This window comes from Chryseobacterium sp. JJR-5R (genome assembly GCF_034047335.1).
Classification (GTDB): domain Bacteria; phylum Bacteroidota; class Bacteroidia; order Flavobacteriales; family Weeksellaceae; genus Chryseobacterium.
The window spans coordinates 4034641-4053022 of record NZ_CP139137.1; the positions used below are offsets into that span (position 1 = coordinate 4034641).

The window sequence follows — 18382 nt, forward strand, 5'->3', positions numbered from 1 at the left end:
CTGGTGCCTGCATCTTAGTTTACTTATTCAGAAATGCTTAGGGCGCGGGACAAAGTCCCGCGCCCTAAGCTTAATAATTTATCATCTAATTTAACGAAAGCTGCTTTCTTATTCTGATAGCATCATCATTTTGGTTAAATCAGAAATTAATTTTTAATTACTTTTTCAGATAAAGTCCGGCCGTTCTTTAATTTTAATTCCACAATATACATCCCATTGGGAAGCTCCTGCATATTAATCTGATGATCAGAAAACAGAACGGGTATTCTTTGGCCTGCCATATTGCTTACCGCTATGCTTTCGACAGCTGAGTCTGTTTTGATGTGCAGGATTCCATTGGTAGGATTGGGATACATACTGATGGGTTTAATGGTAAGCATATTTTCAGAGGTAGATAATCCTGTGACCTCTTTTATGCACCGTACCGATGCTCCCTGTCCTCTCGGAGCTCCTGAGCCTGCATTGGCAATTGCAGAGCCTATATATAAATATTTCCCACCGGAATTGGCGGTGTCGGAACTCCAGTAATACCCTCTTGCCCCTACATATGTAAAACTGCCGTTTGTATTGCTTCGGTTTCCTGCAGCGGGCAGTTTCACGCTACTGGCATGTGCAGAAGCAGGATTACCGATTCCTTCAGCACTTACCAAACCTGCCCAGTCTGCCTGTGAAGGCAGCCTCCAGCCCTGCCCGACTGCCCTGCAAGGATCTGCTCCTGCTGCAGAAGTAATATTTGATGCAGAAGCGGCATTCCAGGCATCGCTGGTTGCATTGGTAGACCACCAGGATGTTGAACCTGATCCTATTATAAAAGTATTCATTCCTGCTAATCCGTCAGGAAAATTTGCAGACGGAGCTGATGCAGTAGCCGAATTTCTCAACTGGTGGCCGTCATCCCATCTTCCCCACTGGAAAAGATCCCCATAAGAATTGGCATCATCAAAAGAAGCAGCCACCTGTGTACTTCCCAGGTTCTGCCGGAGCCAGATCTTCCCGTCTGCTCCCCGTACGGACGCATAAGATACCGGCTGGCCTCTGTAGCTGAACTTTACACATCCTGTGTCACCGGTATTATTTCCCGGATCGGTATTGTTACATTCCGGTGTAAGAGTTATCCTTTTCACTTTTGTACCGTTACCGTCCTGCGAATAGGCCAATACCAGATAATTATTGGTACCGTCTACTGCGAGGTCATTGAATTTTGCCTCTCCGTCTGAAATAAAACTTCCTCCGAAAGTACTCCACGTACCGGTAGCTGCATCCAGCTGATACACTGTATTTTTTAAAAAATCATCATTCTCCCAACGGCTGGCCACTACATAAGGCTTGCCGGCCGAGTTCACGGCAATAGCCACATGCTGTGCTTTACCTGCAGAGAAATTTGCATTGCCGAGCTGGACCCAGCTTGTCCCGTTGAATTTTTTCACATTGAGTTTCCGTCCGTTTGCCGAATTGGAAACATACGCAACATAAAGATTATTGCTGGCATCAACAGCAATATCAGCATTATACTGTTCACCAGAAGATGCGGCATCTACAATGCTTCCGCCTACCAATGACCAGCTGTCTGAAGAAGTTGCCGTCACTTTATTTTCATAAACTTTTACCCCGCCTGCCATATTGCAGGTATATACTTTGTTATTGGTACCGATAACCATCTCTGCAAAAACAGCCCCTCCGGAAAATCCGGTATCGCCTACCTGCTCCCATGCTCCGTTTATATATCGCTGGACAGTCCCGGCATTATGGCTTGAAAAAGTAAAAATAACATGATCCGGAGAAACTGCCGAGGCCTGATAATTGACTGATGATGCTGTGGGATTCGGAAGCTGAGTCCAGGATGAACCGTCAAACCTGCGGACCTCCATCCCTGCACCCGGCCATCCGATCTGATTGGTATAATAGATATTTCCTGATCCATCCACGGATAATGAGTTATAAGTGGCAACATCTGCAGTGATCCCGGCACTTCCTCCTACGTACCCCCATGAATTTCCGTCAAACATCTGAACAGTTCCCTTTTCTACGGAAACATCATAATAGGAAATATAATATTTCCCATTATGTACTACAAGGTTGTTATACGAGGTTTCTGCCGCAGAAACGGTCTGCATACCTCCTACATTTTCCCATTGCTGGGCATCTGTAAAACCTCCTGCCAAAACAAGCAGCCCTATAACCACCCCTGCTTTCTGAGCCTCAAAACGTATTTTTCTGAACATATCTGATATTATTTTTTAATCATCTTTTTTAAAATCTTTCCACCGTTCTTCAGCGTGATCTCTATCACGTAAACCCCATCAGGAAAATCCTGTACATTGATTCGGTTATCAGAATAGCGGGCTCCCGTTTTCCGGCCTGCCATATCGGTGACCTGAACATTCTCAATAGCCGAATCTGTTCTTATATAGACCATATCATGTGCTGGGTTCGGATAAACAGATATTGTATTTTTCTTATAATCAGAAGTTCCCAACATGGATGACGTATCTTTAATGCACCGTACAGACATTCCGCCATTTCTGCCGGCACTGTTGGTAAGGGCAGAATACTGGCTTATGTACAGATGCTGGCCGGAGCCCGTATAAGGCGATGACGATGCAGACCACAGATACAATCTGACCCCCGGAGAATATAGGCCGCTGTAATCTTTCATTCCGGCAGGAATAAGTTTCAGGTGGCTGGAAAGCGCAGAATTGAACTCTGAAATATTTTCCGCAACCAGGGCCGCATCAATTTCCTCAACCGTCGGAAGTCTCCAGTTCTGCCCTATGACTTTACAGGGATCTGCACCTGCCGTCGCTGTAGCGGCTGAAGCATTTTCGGCAGACCACTGATCAGAAGTAATCCCGCCTGACCACCAGTTTGAAGACGAATTGTAACCGGCAGAATAAAACCCGGTGTCTCCTCCGCCCAAGCCTGAAGGATTATTAGGTACAGGCGAAGTTGCTTTAAGGACTGAATTTCTCAGCTGGTGCCCGTCATCCCATCTTCCCCATTGGAAAAGGTCTCCGTAAGCATCGGCATCAGTAAGGGATGAAGCAACTTTTGTACTGCCCAGGTTCTGCTGAAGCCAGATTTTCCCATCTGCTCCTCTTACTGTTGCATAGGTTACCATCTGTGCCCTGTAATTAAAACTAACGCAGCCTACATCTCCAGGGGTATTTCCCGGATCTGAAAGGTTGCATGTCTGGGATTTCAACTCATGCGTGAAAAAAAGCAGGAAACCGGCTGTACTTAACCGGCAAAAAATACAGGATAATCTATTCATCTTAGGTTTATTTTTATTTATTCTAAATTATAATTAACTTTGCGCAAAAGTAACAGCCTTATGTAATTTAGAGTTATCATTTTCAAATTTTCTGTTATCCAAGATTGAGTTTATTTAAGTAATAACATTGTGTAAATTGTCCGTATGAAGAACCGATCCGGTAAAGGATTATTGTTCAGGTCCGAAGACATTGAAATTGTCATGCAGGAAGAATGGTATCCTGAAAAATCCTCAAAGGCAAATATGATTGAAAGCAAATCAAGCTTCAACCTGCTTTTCCTGTTAAGCCCGAATATCCACCTTGTGGCCAATGACTGCGAAAGAACATTTGTATTTAAAAAGAGCCAGTACATCCTTCATTACAGCCCGCGGGAAAACAGTGCTGAACTGTGGACGGAAAATCAGGAATCCTTAAAGTATTTTCATATCCGGATCAATTACCGCTATATTCTCCATCTTATCGACCCTGAATTCAGTACAGAAAATGCCGACCTGTTTGAGCGTATGGTCCGGAACCATTATATTTTCCTTCATAAGGAGAGCCCGCCCTATATGACGGTTGAAATGCACATGATTTTAAAGGAAATCATCAGCTATTCCAATAAAGGCACCATGCAGAAGCTATTTGTTGAAGCTAAAATTATTAAGCTCCTGATCCTAATTTTTGAGCAGTTCAATGAAAAAAACACCATTAAGAAAATGCCTGAAACTCCGCTAATAATCAAGAGATTTTTGGATGAAAATTACCATAGGAACATCAAGGTGGAAGAAATAGGAAAAAAGATAGGCATTAACCAGAATACCATCAGAAAAGCATTCAAGGCTCAATACAACATTACTGTAAGTGACTATATTGCAGAGCTGAGAATGTTAAAAGCCAAAAAGATGATCATTGACAAAGAACTGATGATCAAGGAGATTGCCATTGAGTGCGGCTATGAATATGTACAGAACTTTACCAGGGCCTTTAAAAAGAAATTCGGGATGTCTCCTGAAAAATTAAGGCAGGGGTAAATAACCTCCTGAACAAAAAAACCACTTATAAAAATAAGTGGTTTATATATGTTGTTTTGCTTTGATATTGCTTTCCCGGAATTCAGGTGAGAAAACAATGACAAAATCAATTAATGATGATGTCCGTGACTGTCGTGGCTTTGATCATGAATAAACGGACCGTGGCCTTTGGGCTCATTGTAAATGACTTCTGCACCTTCCTGCTCATATACCATCTTACTTCTTACATCTTCAGGATCAAAAGGTTTTACCTTCCCGAAATATTCTTTTAAGCCTTCAGTTAACCACAAAGGAATTACGAAACCGAAGAACATAAAAATACACCAGAATCCCACAAGGAACATTACAATAAAGAATACGGTCCAAAGGAACTGGTAAAACGGCCAAAATGCTGATAAAATCATTATCATTTCTTAAAGATTTTAGGCAAAAATAGGACTTTTTATTTTTTTACACAAAAGATATACAGCCTATTTTATTATTTATTTTGATTTTAAACTAATCAGGGACGACTTTTTATTTTTTTTATGCTAAAGCCGCAAGGAAATCATTCCCATCGAATCAGGTTATGGATCCTGGTATCTAAATTCCATCTGATTTTTTTGGTGCAAAGAAACTTCATGAAAAATGCATGAGGAAAATCATTCATCAGATTGATATTTATAATAATTATAAATTGCGAGTTTATCCTGCAATGTTTAACTTTATGAAAATTTTTTAACCCGCAATTAGAATCTCTGTTAGACGGTTTTGATTATTAAATTTGAATGAAAAATATTTTAGCCATCCTTTTTTCTTTTATACTCTGCAGTTATGGTTTTGCCCAGACTGTACGCGAAGATATCAGGAAGATATCGGGAACTTGGGTAGGAATAGTAGAAGACCATCCCATGACGTTTGAAATTTCAGAAAATAAACCCGGTTCTTTTATTCTTTCATTTATTAATTTTCAAAATGAAAAATTTATTATTCAAAAATCTGAAATAACAAAAACTGAAAGTCATCAATTTGTCATTGTTATAAAAGACGCTAAATTTTCTTCTTCCAATTATGACAAATGCATCTTTTCCAAAGGAGCTCTTACGCTTTCAGATGTATCAGAGAGCAGTATGAAATTAAATTTAAATTCAGTCGGGCCAAATTGCTTTTTAAGCTATGATGTAATTATGAATATGCCTGATATAAGAACTGTTACGTTAACAAAAGAAAAACCACATATATAATGAGTTACAGAATAGAAAAAGACACCATGGGTGAAGTGCAGGTTCCTGCAGACAAGTTTTGGGGTGCCCAGACAGAACGTTCAAGAAATAATTTCAAAATCGGGCCTGAAGGTTCTATGCCACAGGAAATCATCGAAGCTTTTGCATATCTGAAGAAAGCGGCAGCATTTACCAATACTGACCTCGGAGTTCTTCCTGCCGAAAAAAGAGATATGATTGCTAAAGTATGTGACGAAATCCTTGAAGGAAAGCTGCATGACCAGTTTCCTCTGGTAATCTGGCAGACAGGTTCCGGAACGCAGTCCAACATGAACGTGAATGAAGTGGTTTCAAACAGAGCCCATGTAAACAACGGCGGTACTTTAGGCGATAAATCTGAAATCCATCCCAATGACGATGTGAACAAATCCCAGTCTTCCAATGATACATATCCGACAGCCATGCACATTGCTGCTTACAAAAAAGTGGTTGAGGTTACCATCCCGGCAGTTGAAAAACTGAGAGATACCTTGGCTGAAAAGACGGAAGCTTTTAAAAATATTGTTAAAATCGGAAGGACGCATTTAATGGATGCCACGCCGCTGACTTTAGGCCAGGAGTTTTCAGGATATGTGGCCCAGCTGAATTACGGAATTAAAGCTTTAAAAAATACATTGCCTCACCTTTCCGAACTTGCTTTGGGAGGAACTGCAGTAGGAACCGGATTAAATACGCCACAAGGTTATGATGTGAAAGTCGCTGAATATATTGCTCAATTTACCAGCCATCCTTTTGTAACGGCAGAAAATAAATTTGAAGCACTGGCTGCCCACGATGCCATTGTAGAATCCCACGGTGCCTTAAAACAACTGGCGGTTTCTTTGTATAAAATTGCTCAGGACATCAGGCTGCTGGCTTCAGGGCCGCGTTCGGGAATCGGAGAAATTCACATCCCTGAAAATGAACCCGGATCTTCAATCATGCCCGGTAAAGTAAATCCTACGCAAAATGAAGCAATGACCATGGTCTGCGCGCAGGTTTTAGGGAATGACACGACCATTTCTTTTGCAGGGACCCAGGGAAATTATGAGCTTAACGTGTTCAAACCGGTAATGGCCTATAATTTCTTACAATCTGCACAGTTAATTGCAGACGCCTGTATTTCATTTAATGACCATTGTGCAGTAGGCATTGAACCTAATCATGAGAGGATAAAAGAACTGGTTGACAAATCTTTAATGCTGGTAACTGCCTTAAATACCCACATCGGCTATGAAAATGCAGCAAAAATTGCAAAGACCGCCCATAAAAACGGGACAACCCTGAAAGAAGAAGCCATCAATCTTGGATTTGTAACTTCCGAACAGTTTGACGAATGGGTGAAGCCTGAAGATATGGTGGGAAGCCTCAAATAAGACATTCATCATCAGATTTAAATATTAGATATTGCAAAAGGTGCCGGAAATTTCCCGGCACCTTTATTTATATAGAGATGATTATTAGTCTGAATAAAAAACTGAAAATTATAAGCCCAAAGAAACCCCGAATACCAAAGCTTTGTCATTGGCAAAATTTCCGCCTTTAAAAAAATTACTGAAGTCTTTTTTTACGAAAATGCTGAAATCATTGTATGAAACAGTGAACTGGGCACCGTAAACAAACGGATTTACCTGGTAATTCCCGCGTTCCCTGAAATCCGGTCCGTCTCCGCTTACGATATTATTTGTAGACATTTTTATCCCGCCGTAAAAGTACCCGGCCATTTTAAACCCGTCCCGGAAGTTTCTGTAGTTAATACCCATTCCTGCGTCTTTAAGCTTAGAAAAGTTATACTGCAGCCCTAAAGGAATGATTATATATCCGGTTCTCAGCTTATTTTTGTCCAGATTTTTCTCATATGCTGCCAGATATACATGGGCATCCGGCCCTTTTTCAAAATACAGGTTATTATCCAGCCGAAGGGTTCTCCAGGAAAACCGGATTCCGGAAATCAGTCCCAGCGGACTTGTCCTGCCAAATTGATAATTAAAATTCAGCCCGAATTCAAGATTACTGGCATAGCCTATATTCTTGTCCAGTTCATTATCCGGCAGATTATTGGTAAGGGTCATGATTCCGTAGGAAAAATAGCTTGAAATGATTTTCTTCGGGCGGAATTTCTGCAGGATTTTCGCCTTTAATTCTTCATTTGAGGCCACATCGTTGCTTAACAGTGAGTATTTTACCTGCTTTTGAATTACGGCATCCAGATCAAACCCCAAATCCTCAATCCTGCGGTCAATTTTTGCGGAATAACGTTCGGCAATTTCAGATTTCTGCCGGTCAAAGTCAGCCTTTTCCGGATTTTTATCCTGAAGAGCCATAAGTTCAGCTTCCATCAGCTTTTTTTCTTCCTGAATAATGGCATCAATCTTTTTCGCATATTCGTCCACCTTTTCCTTGACAACAGGGCTTACTTCCGTATTTTCTTTTGAAGAAGGGAGGCTGAGTGACCATTTGGACTGAGCATAGGCGTGGCTGTATAAAAGGCATGCAGAAGCCATCATGATAAATTTCCTGATCATAATATTAATTTTAGTTTATTATAAGATTTTAATTTCCGCTTATTTCAACAGAGGCAACATTACTTGTTTCCCTGCTTTTCTGTATGGCATCTTTATGTTCCACTGAAAAGAGCAAAGTAGAAGGATCTACGTATCTTTTCCTTTTCAGAGGGATTTTTGCTGAATCAGCCCGGGCAAATATTTTTTCAGGCAATACCTTCAGATCAGCTTCAGCAGGTTGTGCTTCAGAAAGGTCATCTTTCACTACAAGCTTTTCTTTTTCTGGTGAAACTGCATGTAACTTCTGTATTTTCATTTTTTCCTGAGACTTATTTTCTGTGGCAACAGATTCTTCCGGCTTATAGGCAACGGATTCCGGAGATTGAATTATACGGTTTTCTGTATTTGCACGATCGGCTGGCAGATCCGCTTTTTCGGTAACGGCATGTTGAACAGGGTTATTATTTTCCCTGTTAAAAAAAAGGACTGCACTCAGGCTTAATGCCAGGACCAGACAGGCCGCAGACATGAACCGGTTAATCTTTGGTTTTGAAGAATACACCTGAGTGTGTGTTTCAATTTCAGACCACAAATCTCTTGAAGGCGTAATTTCCCTTTCATTCATCTGCTTTTTGATCTGGTATTCCATATTATTTTTTGTAGTGCTCATTTTTTACGGTTTCCTGTTGTTGAAAATAGATTTTTCTCATCTTCTCTTTTGCCCTGAATAGCTGTGTTTTGCTTACCGCTATTGAAATCTGCAATGCATCAGCAATTTCCTGGTGCGAATACTCTTCCAAAACATACAGGTTAAAAACCATTCTGTAATTGTCCGGCAGCTGATCCAGCAGATCCTGTGCATTAAAATCAAAACTTACCTCTTCTTCACGGATCTCTTCAAGATAGGATGGGCTCACTTCATCAAGGTAAAAAACCGTTTTGTGGCTTTTGATAAAGTTAAGGCATTCATTTACCACCACTCTTCTGGCCCATCCGTCAAAACTGCCTTCCTCACGGAAGCTTTCTATATTTTTAAAAATTTTACAGAATGCTTTGATAAGGCAGTCTTCAGCCTGATACAGATCGCTGATATAGCTTCTGCTTATACTCAGAAATTTCTTTACATTCTGATCATAAAAGATTTTCTGTGCGGCCGGATCCTGTTTTTTCAGGCGGCTCAGCAAAATATCTTTTTTATTTCCGAACAAAAGCTTCATAATTATTGTTTCTGTTACTAAGACAAAGAAATAGAGAAAAAGTTACAGCCGTGCAGCATTTTTTCTGAAACTTTATATCTCCATTAAAAAAGCCCCTGAAATTCAGAAGCTTTAAGTTTTATTGTTTTATAATTTTTTTCCTGACCGTGAACGTTGATGTATCGCTATCGATCATGAGCATATAAGTACCCTCAGGAAGATCTGACAGGCTATAGGCACCTGATTTTTGCCTGAAAGTTTTTACTGCTTTTCCCGACATATCAATTACTGAAATGACCGATCCGGGTTTCAAATCCGGTTTGATGTAAAAATTATCTTTTACAGGATTGGGATAGATTTCAACTGCATCCTGAAACGAAACATCTGATGTTGCCAAAATACCTGAAGAAATTACCACATCATCCACCACAACGCCATAAGAATAATCTCCGGCATCATCATATACGAACCTGAGTCGGAAATCAGGATTTATATAAGGTGTTAAGTCAATATTTGTTGCCTCTGCATAAGCATCAACATAAAATACAAAAGTATCAGGATCCAGTCCCCAGTCTCCCGCCTCACCGGAAAAAGTAAATACCTGTATCCAGGAAGCTCCGTTGAAGACCTCAACCTTTAGGGTAGAATCATCATTATAAATCATGTTGGCATATTTAAATGACAATTTCGGATTTACAACTCCTGTAAGATTAATGACAGGTGAAGCCAGGCTTGCATTGGAATTAATACCTTCTTCACCGGCATTATCATCATCAAAATACGCAGCGCCGTCCGGAAACGTCGCAAAACTATTTTCCGTTCCCACTCCCCAGTTTTCTGAGGTGTCCGCATTATCGGCTGTCCATCCGGAAGGCATTGTTCCGGTGTTAAAATTTTCAGAAAACACCTGTGCCTGGCTTAATCCGGCAACGAATACTAATAAAAATAAATTTTTTTTCATAGGTTGTTGATTTATTGGTACCCTAAATTTAATATTTATTCCGGAAAAACACAATACCTTGATACTGAACATCAACCCTTTATATAAAAATAAAAAAGACTCCAATCGGAGCCTTTATGATAAATGAAATCATTGATATTTTAACCCAGCATGCGCTGCGCCTTTTTTACGCCTTCTACCAAAAGGTCAATCTCATTAAAAGTATTATAAACGGCAAAGCTTGCTCTCACGGTTCCGGCAATATTAAAGAATTCCATAATCGGCTGTGTGCAGTGATGCCCGGTTCTTACCGCGATGCCTAACTTATCCAGAATCATCCCGACATCAGAAGCAATCCCTACTCCCTCCAGATTAAAGGAAACGACTCCGGTCCTGTTAGCCTTTTCACCGTAAATTTTAATCCCTTCCAGCTGCAAAAGTTCTTTTTGAGCATATTCCAGCAAAGCATTTTCATGGTTCCGGATGTTTTCCTGTCCAATACCCTCAATAAAATCTACAGCCGCTCCCAAAGCAATGTTCCCACCAACATTGGGTGTTCCTGCCTCATATTTAAAAGGCAGTGCGGCATAGGTTGTTCCGGTAAATGAGCAGGTGGCAATCATTTCTCCTCCTCCGTGAAACGGAGGAAGCTCTTCAAGAAGTTCCTGTTTCCCGTATAAAATTCCCGTTCCCATCGGAGCATACATTTTATGCCCTGAGAAAACGAAGAAATCACAGTCCATTTTCTGTACATCAACCGTAAAGTGAGGAGCCGACTGGGCACCGTCAATGACAATACAGGCATCCGTATTCTTTCTGGTTCTTTCAATGATTTCTTCAATAGGATTAATCACGCCCAATGCATTGGAAACATGATTTAAAGAAACCACTTTTGTTTTTTCACTTAAAAATCCATCGAACTGGTCAAGGTCAAGAATACCTTCCTGATCGATAGGGATTACCCTTAACTTTGCTCCGGTCCTTTCACAAAGCAATTGCCACGGGACAATATTGGAGTGATGTTCCAGATAAGAGATGATCACCTCATCATCTTTCTTAAGCTTCTGCGTAAGAATATAGGAAATCAGGTTCAGCCCTTCTGTTGTGCCTTTGGTAAAAATGACTTCAAAATCATGCGCAGCATTGATGAACTTCTGGATTTTTCTTCGGGAAAGCTCCATTTCTTCTGTAGCCAGCTGACTTAAAGTATGAATCCCTCTGTGTACATTGGCATTGATTTCCGTATAATATTGTTTCCAGACTTCTAAAACGGAATCCGGTTTCTGAGATGTTGCTGCATTATCCAGATAAACCAGAGGCTTACCGTTCACCTGCCTGTCTAATATAGAAAACTGACTTCTTATTTCCTGAATGTCAAACATTTATTAAATTTTAAATTAATATGTCCTTATTTAGAACCCTTCAAATTTACGGCTTTTTTTCTGAAAGGAGGAGTTACAAACATGATTATAGATGTAATCTAAAAACAAAAACCTGCCAGAATACTGACAGGTTTATATCGTTAAATAAGTAATTCTTATTCTGCTGCAGTTGTTTCTTCTGCTGCCGGAGCTGCTCCTTCTTCTGTTGCAGCTTCTTCTTCTTCATCCTCATCTTCAACTACTGCACCACCCTTCATTGCATTTCTAGACATCTTAACAGCAACGACTACTGCATTGTCCGGGTGCATGAAAGAATATCCTTCAGTTTTAATACCACCGATGTATAATTTGTTACCGATTCTTAATGGAGTAACATCTACAACGATCTCATCAGGCAAGTTAGCCGGAATAGCTTTTACCTTTAATTTTCTGAAAGACTGACGCAAAGCACCACCAGCCACAACACCTTTAGAACGGCCTGTAAGTCTTACCGGAACTTCCATAACAACAGGCTTGTCATCAGCCAGCTGATAGAAATCTGCGTGAAGAATTTTATCCGTGATCGGGTGGAACTGAATATCCTGAAGAACAGCCGGAATTGTCTGACCATCAACCTCAATAGATACCGTGTGTGCTTCAGGAGTATATACCAAACCTTTGAAAGCTCTCTCTTCTGCAGAGAAGTTCAATGGCTCGCCACCTCCGTAAACAACACAAGGAACTAATTCAGCATCACGTAAAGCTTTTGTCGACTTTTTGCCCACGCTTTCTCTTTTTGTACCTTGAATTGTAATAGATTTCATTTATAAAAATTTAAAAAATTGTTTCAATTTAAACCCGCAAAACCATGAATACCAATTAGATAATGAATTTACTGCTAATTGACTGGTGCTCGTGAACCATTTTCATAACGTCTGCGAATAATGCGGCGCAAGATAGTACTTTTATTTTAGTTGACAAATTATTTTTCACAGGAATTGAGTCAGTTACAATTACTTCCAGCAATCTTGAGTTCTCAATATTATCATATGCCTTGCCTGAAAGAACGCCGTGCGTAGCCATTGCCCTTACTGATTTAGCTCCTTTTTCTATCAGGATATCAGCGGCTTTGCAAAGTGTGCCCGCCGTATCTATCATATCATCGATGAGGATTACATTTTTACCTTCCACATCTCCGATAAGGAACATTTCTTCCACCACATTGGCTTTTTTTCTTTCCTTATAGGCAATAACAACGTCTGCACCTAGGTGGCCTGCATAGTTTTTTGCTCTTTTTGCCCCTCCCATATCCGGGGAAGCAATGGTAAGGTCTTCCAGGTTAAGATTCCTGATATAATCCACAAAAATTGTGGAAGCATACAGATGATCTACCGGAATTTCAAAGAATCCCTGGATCTGGTCTGCATGCAGATCCATCGTCATTACCCTTGTTGCGCCTGCAGCAGTCAACAGATTGGCAACCAGTTTTGCCCCGATGGGCGCTCTCGGTTTGTCTTTTCTGTCCTGTCTTGCAAGCCCGAAATAAGGGAGTACAACAGTAATGCTTTTTGCAGAAGCTCTTTTCGCAGCATCAATCATCAGAAGAAGCTCCAGAAGATTGTCTGCCGGGGGAAATGTAGATCCAATCAGGAAAACCCTTCCTCCCCTTACAGATTCATCCAGAACGGGCTCAAATTCTCCGTCGCTGAACTCCTGAAAGTTGATTTTTCCTAACTGCTGCCCGTAATGCTGGGCAATTTTCTCTGCCAAGTCCTTACTCGTCCTTGTACTAAATAGATAACTTAACTGATCGGCCATTTTTACTTTTTAAAAGATTTTGCAAATTTAAAAAAAAACCACAAGAATTACTCTTGTGGTTTCTAAGTTTTTATTTTATCAATAATTACGGGAAGGTAACTCCGGAATATGTATTGGGATTTACCTGCGGTAATGTGGATTTGTATTTCTCATTAATTGTTTTAATAAACTCATTGGCTATAATGGCATACCCTCTTCCGGTAAGGTGGATACCATCCAGTGAGAACGCACCGCCGCTTACGAAAGTAGCTGTATACTTCACCCCGTCCCAAACGATTCCTGATTTGGAGTTAAGCTCTTCCATCTTCGCATTCATATCCACAAACGCCAGATTTTTGGAAGTTGCCACACTTTTGATAGCATTATTGAAAGCACTGGTAGCAGTTGCAACCTTTGCAGCTTCAGCTTTAGTCAAGATATATTGATTGGCTAAAGGATAAGAAATACCATTTACATTAATATTAGCCGGCACTCCCGCAACCTGTGTTCCGATAACTGAACTCGTTGTTAAAAGAATATAATCTTCAGGTGTTGTTTGCCTTGCCTGTCCGTAAATCTGACCAAATGCCGCTGCTGTAGGAGCTCCTAAAGAAGGCGTCAAGGCGGCAGTAAGCTGTGCAGATAAATTAGGAAGTGACACATCGACAATCAAAACAGGATTGGAAGCGGTCGCTGAAAGCAGATTAATTCTATCTCCCGCGCCGAAAGCAGTAAGAGCCTGCTTCAACGGGCCATATAAGCTTGTGTTAAGTGCCGTGATATTAGCTCCTAAAGAAGCCGGGGTTACAGGATTATACGGTACTCGCGTAAAAAACGGCACTGAAGTAATATTAGGAATATTTGCAATTACCCCTTTTGCACCATTTGCCGTAAGTGCATTGACATAACCCGTGATGCTTGCAGCCACTACCGCAGGATCCGAAATATCATTAGATAAATAAGTTGCAGGATTGGTATTTCCTGCCTGGCTTGTCGCAACTGTATAAGTGGTTACCCCACCTGTTGTAGAAGAGTTTGTCCCCCCGTTAGTTGCGTATGAAAGAACGTCATTATTCCCAATCCACAAAGAAAAAAAGGTAGGCGCTTGCGCAACCGCAGCAGCAATAGGGCTTACACCTGTAGAGAATCTTGCATAGTAGGGATTTAGCGTCCCATAATTCGATATTCCTAAATGAAAAGATTTCGCACCCGGGATTCCCATATTCTGGTAAGGGCCTCCTGCAGTTACATTATCTAATACAGCAGCAGCACTGTTAGGCACAGGGTTTAGCGCCCCGTTCACTATTTTAAGTTCCAGCTTACCCGGAAATCCCGGGAATCCTATGAATCCGCCAACATCATTAGGCATTAAAGGCTGTTTAAATTCACCTCCGCCTGCAAGTTTCATCTGCGCAGCAATCATCGAAGGATAAGATTCCTTCTGCCCGGAACTGTAAAGCGCCCCGTCCCGGTATCCGGAAGTCAGGGAATTACCCAGTGCGATATATCTGGAGAAATCGGCTTCACCCTTAGTGACAACCACATCATTTACGTCATTATCAAAATCGTTTTCGCAGCTTGTCGTAAAAAGTATTGCGGAAACGGCTAATGTAGAAATTATAATTTTTTTCATAGTCTTCAATTAAAAAGGGTTGTAAGATAAACCTAAACCTAAATAGAATGCCGTAGCTTTTGCCTGGCCATAGAAGCCAAGTGTTGAATTCCTTACGTCTCTGGCCTGTGGTATGGCATAGCCTCCTGCAACGTCAACGCCGAACTGTTTCAGCTTGAAGCCGACCCCGCCCGTAACAACATAGGTATTGAATGATGGTGTTTCAGGAATAAAACGGTCGTCAGAATAAGGAGACTCGTCATAGTAAGCACCCAGACGCCCGTAAATCATATCGGTAAATGCATATTGGGTTCCCAATCTGAATGTTTTGGAGTTCCTGAAGTTTTTAGGGGAAACAGAAACCGTAGGGTCTGTCTGATTTCCGACAGGCGCTTTTTCAAAGTCAAGTGTCAGCTGGGTATATCTTGACCACCCGTGGTAGTTGAAATCCGCAGAAACCAGCCATTTCGGTGTAATTTTATAGGTTAAACCAACCGTATATTCTTCCACTAAAGGTAAGGTTGCTGTAAAATTATCTTTCCCCGTACCGTCTAATCCTAATAAAGGATAGATGGAAGCTTTCGGGAACTGGAAGGTAGCCACCCCTTTCTTGGCTTTCACATCAACCGGTGAACGGTAAGCAACACTTACGTCCAGTTTCGGGTCCGGCCTGAAATAAAAACCGAAGCCATAGCCGTGGCCGCTTGCTTTTTCGTCTTTAAGGTTTACCTGACCTCCAAACTGCGTAACCGCTCTATCCCAGTTTACCTGGCCTTTTACATAAATATAACTTGCCCCGAAAGACAGCCAGTCTGCCATTTTCACGGATACCATCGGCTGGAAATAGAAACTTTTCAGCTCAAGTTTCTGTACCATTTCCTTTCCTTCCCAGTCACTCGGCCATTCGATTGTACTTCCGAAAGGCGTGGAAAAACTGAATCCGACTGATAATTTATCGATCGGCCTGTACGCTATTGCAGCATAAAGAGGCGTTCCCATCGGGTTATCCGTTTGTGAACTCTGCAAAGTATTCGTATTCTGGAAAGTTACTTTATTGCTTGCTCCGAATCCCCCTGCAACTATACTCAGTTTGGAAGGAATAAATGACATCCCTGCAGGATTAAAGAATGCCACACTTGCATCTTCAGCATGCGCACTGGTGTGGGCCATTGCCAATTGTTTTACCCCCTGCAGAGAAACCCGGAAGCCTCCTGCGTAAGATAGAACACCTGCCAGTAATGCAGTGGATACTAATATTTTTTTCATAGACTATTATTATATAATCCAAATATAAAATTATTTTAGCTATGCCTGTTAATAAATCATAAAATTTTAAACGTTATGGAAAAATAAAATTATGTTTAAAATAGCATCGGGATCAAATTTGAATTTATCTTATTTATAATCAGATTTTTACTAAATATACAGCAGTGATTTTTTATTTTTGTTTAATCTCAAACGGCGATGTTCCTGAATATTTGATTATTTTAGACCTGATAAAGATAAAAATCATAAATTTGCAAGATTAAATATATAATATATGAGTTGTGGATGTAAAACATCCGGCGATTCTGCACATTCTTGCGGACCCAAGAAAACCGCGAATGGCTGTGAAAATGTAAATACCTGTGGTAATAGTTATAAATTAAGTGTTTTTGACTGGCTTTCCAACATCAACAATCCCGCAACGAACCGATGCGATTTTGTAGAAGTTAGATTTAAAAATGACAGAAAATCCTTTTATAAAAATGTAAACAATATCCCGTTACATATAGGTAGTGTAGTTACAGTAGAATCAAGTCCCGGACATGATGTAGGTGTGGTAAGTCTCACCGGAGAACTGGTAAAGATTCAGATGAAAAAGAAAAGATTTTCAGAAGAATCTCCCTTGAAGATATACCGGCAGGCCAACCAGAAAGACCTTGAGGTATGGCAGGAAGCACGGAAAAAAGAAGAGAATATAAAAATAGAAGCACGGAAAATTGCCCACAGAATCGGTCTTGAAATGAAGATTACCGATGTGGAATACCAGGGGGATGCTTCAAAAGTAACATTTTATTATACCGCAGAAAACCGCGTGGATTTCAGGCAGCTGATTAAAGAATATGCGGGAGCTTTCAGGACAAAAATCGACATGAAGCAGATCGGCTTCAGGCAGGAAGCGGCGAAAGTAGGCGGAATCGGATCCTGCGGAAGGGAGCTCTGCTGCTCTACATGGCTTACAGATTTCAGATCTGTAAACACCAATGTTGCCAGATACCAGCAGTTAAGCATCAATCCCCAGAAACTGGCCGGACAATGCGGGAAACTCAAGTGCTGCCTTAATTACGAGCTGGACAGCTATCTTGATGCGTTAAGCCACTTCCCTTCTTCTTCTACCACTTTAGACACTGAAAAAGGAAGGGCATTCTGTATTAAAATCGATGTTTTCAAAAAGAAAATGTGGTTTGCCTACGTAGACAGCTCGATGGCCTGGTATGACTTTGATATTGAGGTGATTAAAAAGTTAATCGCCAAAAACAAGCGTGGTGAAAAAACACCTCCTCTTGAAGAACTGAAACAGCCTGATGTGCCGTTGGTAAGCATTGACCTGATCCAGGAAAACAATGTTGACCGGTTTGAAAAGAAAAACAGGGGAAATAATAATAAGAACAGAAACCAGAACAGGCCGAATAATAATCCGAATAATCCTAACACAAACCAGGGACAGAAAAGGAACCAGGCCAGGCCTGAAAGACAGGACCGCCCTGAACAGCGCTCTGACAGGAATGAAAAGTCTGAAAGGCCTCAGAGACAGGAGAGGCAGCCTAACCCGAATGCCAACTCTGCCGGTACCGGCCAGCCAAGAACGCAGAAACCTCAGCAGCCCAAGCCCCAGATGGAAAAAACAGAAGCCGTGACCGGTGCTGATGCTGAGAAAAAACCTAACCCGAACAAGAAAAAATTTAAAAAGAAGTTTCCTCCAAAAAAAGATAACAATGCGTAAAATTTTAGGATTATTCTCATTTATCCTTTTCTTGAGCTGCCAGTCTTCTTCTGAGGGTGAAGTCATCATGAATTCTGTTGACAACAAGTGGAATAAGAAAAGCGAACAGAAATTTAATCTTGAAATTTCAGATCCTGAGCATCCTAAAAATATTATATTTGTTGTAAGGAACAACAATGAGTATCCTTACAGCAATATCAGGTTAATTGTTAATTTCACCAATCTTCAGAACAAGAAAAAGGAAACGGATACGTTAAACTATGTACTGGCCAAACCAAACGGGGAATGGCTGGGTACCGGATTCGGTGACACAAAGGAAACATTGTTTCAGTATAAGATGAACTACAGATTTCCGGCAAAAGGAATGTATGAAATAGGCCTGATCCAGGCGATGAGGAATGATATCTTACCGGGAATTGAAGACATTGGAGTAAAAATAGAAACGGATAAACCGTAATCA

At 40.9% G+C, this 18382-nt stretch carries 17 protein-coding genes; 5 read left to right on the forward strand and 12 right to left on the reverse strand.

Annotated elements, in window-relative coordinates; all coding sequences use genetic code 11:
• Nucleotides 1–146: 146 nt before the first annotated feature.
• Both SD427_RS17840 and SD427_RS17845 read right to left on the reverse strand, forming a co-directional pair.
• On the reverse strand, nucleotides 147–2222 hold the full coding sequence (locus SD427_RS17840; RefSeq protein WP_320559129.1) for a T9SS type A sorting domain-containing protein: 2076 nt from the start codon (nucleotides 2220–2222) through the stop codon (nucleotides 147–149).
• Between the two features lie 8 nt (nucleotides 2223–2230).
• The gene (locus SD427_RS17845; protein ID WP_320559131.1) at nucleotides 2231–3271 is read right to left on the reverse strand and encodes a T9SS type A sorting domain-containing protein; all 1041 of its coding nucleotides are present in this window, start codon (nucleotides 3269–3271) and stop codon (nucleotides 2231–2233) included.
• Nucleotides 3272–3415: 144 nt separating this feature from the next.
• Between SD427_RS17845 and SD427_RS17850 the strand changes: the two genes are divergently transcribed.
• Nucleotides 3416–4285 carry an AraC family transcriptional regulator gene (locus SD427_RS17850; protein ID WP_320559132.1) on the forward strand — a complete coding sequence of 290 codons (870 nt, stop codon included), beginning with the start codon at nucleotides 3416–3418 and terminating at the stop codon, nucleotides 4283–4285.
• 110 nt (nucleotides 4286–4395) lie between these two features.
• Here the strand turns inward: SD427_RS17850 and SD427_RS17855 are convergent, their stop codons facing one another.
• Nucleotides 4396–4689, reverse strand: coding sequence for a hypothetical protein (locus SD427_RS17855; protein WP_320561060.1), 294 nt, complete (start codon nucleotides 4687–4689; stop codon nucleotides 4396–4398).
• Between the two features lie 363 nt (nucleotides 4690–5052).
• Here SD427_RS17855 and SD427_RS17860 point away from each other — a divergent pair, with 363 nt between their 5' ends.
• Together SD427_RS17860 and fumC are read left to right on the forward strand one after the other, a co-directional pair.
• The gene (locus SD427_RS17860) at nucleotides 5053–5508 is read left to right on the forward strand and encodes a hypothetical protein (protein ID WP_320559133.1); all 456 of its coding nucleotides are present in this window, start codon (nucleotides 5053–5055) and stop codon (nucleotides 5506–5508) included.
• On the forward strand, nucleotides 5508–6902 hold the full coding sequence (gene fumC / locus SD427_RS17865) for a class II fumarate hydratase (protein ID WP_320559134.1): 1395 nt from the start codon (nucleotides 5508–5510) through the stop codon (nucleotides 6900–6902). The genes SD427_RS17860 and fumC overlap by 1 nt, the downstream gene beginning before the upstream one ends.
• A gap of 108 nt (nucleotides 6903–7010) precedes the next feature.
• On the opposite strand, the gene SD427_RS17870 is transcribed toward fumC, so the two are convergent.
• The 9 genes from SD427_RS17870 to SD427_RS17910 all read right to left on the reverse strand — a co-directional run bounded on the left by SD427_RS17870 (nucleotide 7011) and on the right by SD427_RS17910 (nucleotide 16202).
• Nucleotides 7011–8051 carry an outer membrane beta-barrel protein gene (locus SD427_RS17870; RefSeq protein WP_320559135.1) on the reverse strand — a complete coding sequence of 347 codons (1041 nt, stop codon included), beginning with the start codon at nucleotides 8049–8051 and terminating at the stop codon, nucleotides 7011–7013.
• A 28-nt stretch (nucleotides 8052–8079) separates the two neighbouring features.
• On the reverse strand, nucleotides 8080–8700 hold the full coding sequence (locus SD427_RS17875; RefSeq protein ID WP_320559136.1) for a hypothetical protein: 621 nt from the start codon (nucleotides 8698–8700) through the stop codon (nucleotides 8080–8082).
• Complete coding sequence (locus SD427_RS17880) at nucleotides 8681–9247, reverse strand: RNA polymerase sigma factor (protein WP_320559137.1); 567 nt, start codon at nucleotides 9245–9247, stop codon at nucleotides 8681–8683. Before SD427_RS17880 ends, SD427_RS17875 begins: the two co-directional genes overlap by 20 nt.
• 118 nt (nucleotides 9248–9365) lie before the next feature.
• Nucleotides 9366–10187, reverse strand: coding sequence for a T9SS type A sorting domain-containing protein (locus SD427_RS17885; protein ID WP_320559138.1), 822 nt, complete (start codon nucleotides 10185–10187; stop codon nucleotides 9366–9368).
• A 140-nt stretch (nucleotides 10188–10327) separates the two neighbouring features.
• Complete coding sequence (locus tag SD427_RS17890) at nucleotides 10328–11548, reverse strand: cysteine desulfurase (RefSeq protein ID WP_320559139.1); 1221 nt, start codon at nucleotides 11546–11548, stop codon at nucleotides 10328–10330.
• Nucleotides 11549–11703: 155 nt separating this feature from the next.
• Nucleotides 11704–12351 (reverse strand): 50S ribosomal protein L25/general stress protein Ctc, encoded by a 648-nt coding sequence (locus SD427_RS17895; protein ID WP_320559140.1) that lies wholly within the window; start codon nucleotides 12349–12351, stop codon nucleotides 11704–11706.
• A 55-nt stretch (nucleotides 12352–12406) separates the two neighbouring features.
• Complete coding sequence (locus SD427_RS17900) at nucleotides 12407–13345, reverse strand: ribose-phosphate pyrophosphokinase (protein WP_320559141.1); 939 nt, start codon at nucleotides 13343–13345, stop codon at nucleotides 12407–12409.
• An 85-nt stretch (nucleotides 13346–13430) separates the two neighbouring features.
• Nucleotides 13431–14957 carry a G-D-S-L family lipolytic protein gene (locus SD427_RS17905; protein WP_320559142.1) on the reverse strand — a complete coding sequence of 509 codons (1527 nt, stop codon included), beginning with the start codon at nucleotides 14955–14957 and terminating at the stop codon, nucleotides 13431–13433.
• Between the two features lie 9 nt (nucleotides 14958–14966).
• Complete coding sequence (locus SD427_RS17910; RefSeq protein ID WP_320559143.1) at nucleotides 14967–16202, reverse strand: OmpP1/FadL family transporter; 1236 nt, start codon at nucleotides 16200–16202, stop codon at nucleotides 14967–14969.
• A gap of 274 nt (nucleotides 16203–16476) precedes the next feature.
• Here SD427_RS17910 and ricT point away from each other — a divergent pair, with 274 nt between their 5' ends.
• Together ricT and SD427_RS17920 are read left to right on the forward strand one after the other, a co-directional pair.
• Nucleotides 16477–17922, forward strand: coding sequence for a regulatory iron-sulfur-containing complex subunit RicT (gene ricT, locus SD427_RS17915; RefSeq protein ID WP_320559144.1), 1446 nt, complete (start codon nucleotides 16477–16479; stop codon nucleotides 17920–17922).
• Complete coding sequence (locus tag SD427_RS17920) at nucleotides 17915–18379, forward strand: gliding motility lipoprotein GldH (RefSeq protein WP_320559145.1); 465 nt, start codon at nucleotides 17915–17917, stop codon at nucleotides 18377–18379. Before ricT ends, SD427_RS17920 begins: the two co-directional genes overlap by 8 nt.
• The last annotated feature ends 3 nt before the right edge of the window (nucleotides 18380–18382 follow it).